Annotated in this window: 1 protein-coding gene; it reads right to left on the reverse strand. The window is 69.3% G+C overall.

What is annotated here, in order from left to right:
- The coding region (locus tag ABD209_RS15490; protein ID WP_344067811.1) for an IS5 family transposase at positions 1-469 on the reverse strand (469 nt) is incomplete at its 3' end.
- Positions 470-511: the final 42 nt, after the last annotated feature.

Here is a 511-nt window from a genome sequence, read left to right on the forward strand (position 1 = left end):
TCAGCCAGGACCGGTTCTCTCGCGATGAGTAGGCAGCGTCGGCGAGCACCCGCTCGGGACGTTGACGTGGTCGACCCAGGCCGCCGGGACGGGCAACGCGCACCTGGTCCAAGACCGGGATCAGCTGCGGCGGGTCACCGGCCTGGCCGGGTGTCAGCAGTATCGACACGACCCCACGGCCCTGCTCGACCGCGAGGTGGACCTTGGTTCCCCACCCGCCGCGCGAGCGGCCCAACGCATGATGGTCAGGTTCTCCTGCAACACGATTCACGCTGTCACGGCGGGCGCCAGCGGCGTGGACGTGCGCACGGATCGAGGTCGAGTCGACCGAGAACGACCGCCAGTCAAGCTTTCCTTGCCGGTCAGCTTCGGTCAGCAGCGCCGACTCGATCTGCTGCCACACGCCCAGAATCTGCCAGGTCCGGAACAACGCGTACACCCGCCACCAGGCCCCGTACGCCGAGGGCACATCCCGCCAGGGTTCCCCGGTCCGCACCCTGTGCCGGACCCC

Origin of the sequence: Nostocoides vanveenii (assembly GCF_039531165.1) — a bacterium.
GTDB classification, from domain to species: Bacteria; Actinomycetota; Actinomycetes; order Actinomycetales; family Dermatophilaceae; genus Nostocoides_A; species Nostocoides_A vanveenii.